This window comes from Saccharopolyspora sp. (genome assembly GCF_017434145.1).
Classification (GTDB): domain Bacteria; phylum Actinomycetota; class Actinomycetes; order Mycobacteriales; family Pseudonocardiaceae; genus Saccharopolyspora_C; species Saccharopolyspora_C galaxeae.
The window spans coordinates 1-2,312 of the sequence record NZ_JAFRFW010000875.1; the positions used below are offsets into that span (position 1 = coordinate 1).

At 72.4% G+C, this 2,312-nt stretch carries 3 protein-coding genes; 1 reads left to right on the forward strand and 2 read right to left on the reverse strand.

The features are described from left to right. Positions 1 to 1,236 (reverse strand): HAD-IC family P-type ATPase (locus tag IJH84_RS23775; protein ID WP_295149239.1); only part of this gene is annotated, 1,236 nt, incomplete at its 3' end. A 132-nt stretch (positions 1,237 to 1,368) separates the two neighbouring features. Between IJH84_RS23775 and IJH84_RS23780 the strand changes: the two genes are divergently transcribed. Further along, complete coding sequence (locus tag IJH84_RS23780) at positions 1,369 to 1,713, forward strand: metalloregulator ArsR/SmtB family transcription factor (protein ID WP_200071916.1); 345 nt, start codon at positions 1,369 to 1,371, stop codon at positions 1,711 to 1,713. A 6-nt stretch (positions 1,714 to 1,719) separates the two neighbouring features. Here the strand turns inward: IJH84_RS23780 and IJH84_RS23785 are convergent, their stop codons facing one another. Beyond that, positions 1,720 to 2,049, reverse strand: a complete 330-nt coding sequence (locus IJH84_RS23785; protein ID WP_295149246.1) for a YnfA family protein — start codon at positions 2,047 to 2,049, stop codon at positions 1,720 to 1,722. Between the last annotated feature and the right edge of the window lie 263 nt (positions 2,050 to 2,312).

A 2,312-nucleotide genomic window follows, 5' to 3' on the forward strand; every position in this document is an offset into this window, starting at 1 on the left:
CCCGGCAACCGTGGCGGCGACGCCCCGGCCGGGAAGCGCCTGGAAATCCGGCGCCTCCAGCACGGCGAGACCGCGGTCCCGTGCGGCGGAGCCCACGGCCCTGCCCCGCGGATGTTCGCTGGAGAGCTCCGCAGCCGCGGCCAGCTCGAGCGCGCGCTGCTCGTTGTGCCCAGGTTCGGCCCGCAGCTCGGCAACACGCGGCACGCCTTCGGTGACCGTGCCGGTCTGGTCCAGCGCGACCCGCCCGGCGTCGGCCAGCCGCTCCATCACCACCGCCGACTTGACCAGCACGCCGTGCCTGCCCGCGTTGGCGATCGCGGACAGCAGCGGCGGCATCGTCGCCAGCACCACCGCGCACGGCGAGGCGACGATCATGAAGGTCATCGCCCGCAGCAGCGCGCCTTCCAGGGCCTCGCCGAACAGCAGCGGAATCCCGAACACCGCCAAGGTCGCCACGACCACGCCGACCGAGTAGCGCTGCTCCACCTTCTCGATGAACAGCTGCGTCAGCGCCTTCGTCGCGCCCGCCTCGGCGACCATCGCCACGATGCGCGCGATCACCGACTCCGAGGCGTCCCGGCTCACCCGCACCCGCAGCGCCCCGGAACCGTTGAGCGTGCCCGCGAACACCTCGTCGCCGCCGGTCTTGGCGGCGGGCACCGGTTCACCGGTGATGCTGGACTGGTCGACCTCGCTGCCGCCCGCGACGACGTCGCCGTCCGCGCCGATCCGCTCGCCGGGGCGGACCAGGATCTCGTCGCCGACGTCCAGGTCTTCGGTGCGCACGGTGCGTTCCTCGCCGTCGCGCAGCAGCACCGCCGTGTCCGGCGCGAGGTCGAGCAGCCCGCGCACGGAGTCCTCGGTGCGCGCGGTCGCGAACGCCTCCAGCGCACCGGAGGTGGCGAAGATGACGATGAGCAGCCCGCCGTCGGAGACCTGCCCGATCGCCGCCGCACCGATCGCGGCCACGATCATCAGCAGGTCCACGTCGAGCGTCTTGTCCCGCAACGCCTGCAGCCCGGCCCAGGCCGGCTCCCACCCGCCGGTGACGTAGCAGGTCAGGTACAGCGCCCAGCTCAGCCACAACGGGCCGCCGCCCAGGTCCGCGGCCAAGCCGAGCAGGTAGGCGGCCAGCGCGGCGCCCGCCCAGCGGGCCTCGGCGAGCGCGAACAGGCCGCGCTTGCTCGCGGGCGTGGACTCCCCGGCGGCGGCCGGGCGGGTGAGCGTGGTCGGCATCGCGGCTCCTCTGCTGTGCGGACGCCGCCAAGATACATGAATGACTGCTCAGGTGTTCAATCGTTCAGGCCGTAAATCATCGGCCGCAAATCATCGGACGGGGCATCGAACCCCTGCCGATACACTGCGCCCATGGGTCACGGAGTCGAGGCCAGGGCGACGCCCGCCGCGAAGCTGGACGCGGCATCCGCGTCCTCGGTGGCCGAGACGCTGCAAGCGCTGGCCACGCCCTCGCGGCTGTTGATCCTGAGCGAACTGCGCCAGGGCGCCCGGCCGGTCGGCGAACTCGCCGAAGCCGTGGGCATGGAACCCTCCGCGGTGTCCCACCAGCTGCGGCTGCTGCGCTCGCTGGGCCTGGTCAGCGGGAACCGGTCCGGCCGCAGCGTCGTGTACTCGCTCTACGACAACCACGTCGCGCAGCTGCTGGACGAGGCCGTTTACCACATCGAGCACCTGCGGCTGGGCGTCTCGGACTGACCGGGATCACCGCGGCGCGTACATGATCACGCCGACGCCGGCCAGGCACAGCGCCGCGCCGATGAGGTCCCAGCGGTCCGGCCGGAACCCGTCGACCAGCACACCCCACAGCAGCGAGCCCGCGACGAACACCCCGCCGTAGGCGGCGAGGATGCGGCCGAAGTGCGCATCGGGCTGCAACGTCGCCACGAACCCGTAGACACCGAGCGCGATCACTCCCGCGCCCATCCACAGCAGACCCTTGTGCTCCCGCACGCCCTGCCACACCAGCCACGCGCCGCCGATCTCGGCGAACGCGGCCAGCACGAAGAGCACGACCGAACGCAGAACCTGCACGCCGCGGAGCTTACTTGCGCGCGAGCGCAAGATCCCCGTGCCCGTCCCCTGGCGCAGCACGCCGTCCGGAGCTTCGAGGGGGTCCGAGAAGAAACCTCAACCCGTTGACGACCGCACCGGCCGCGGGCCGATCGCGACGAACCGGAACGCGCGCCTCGGTGCGCTCGGTCGTGGTCGTTGGACCGGCCCATTAGGAGCCGCAGGATTCAGCGGGCGTGCCCGGCGGCCTCAGTGGCGTGCCGATCGGCCTCATCGGCGGCGGC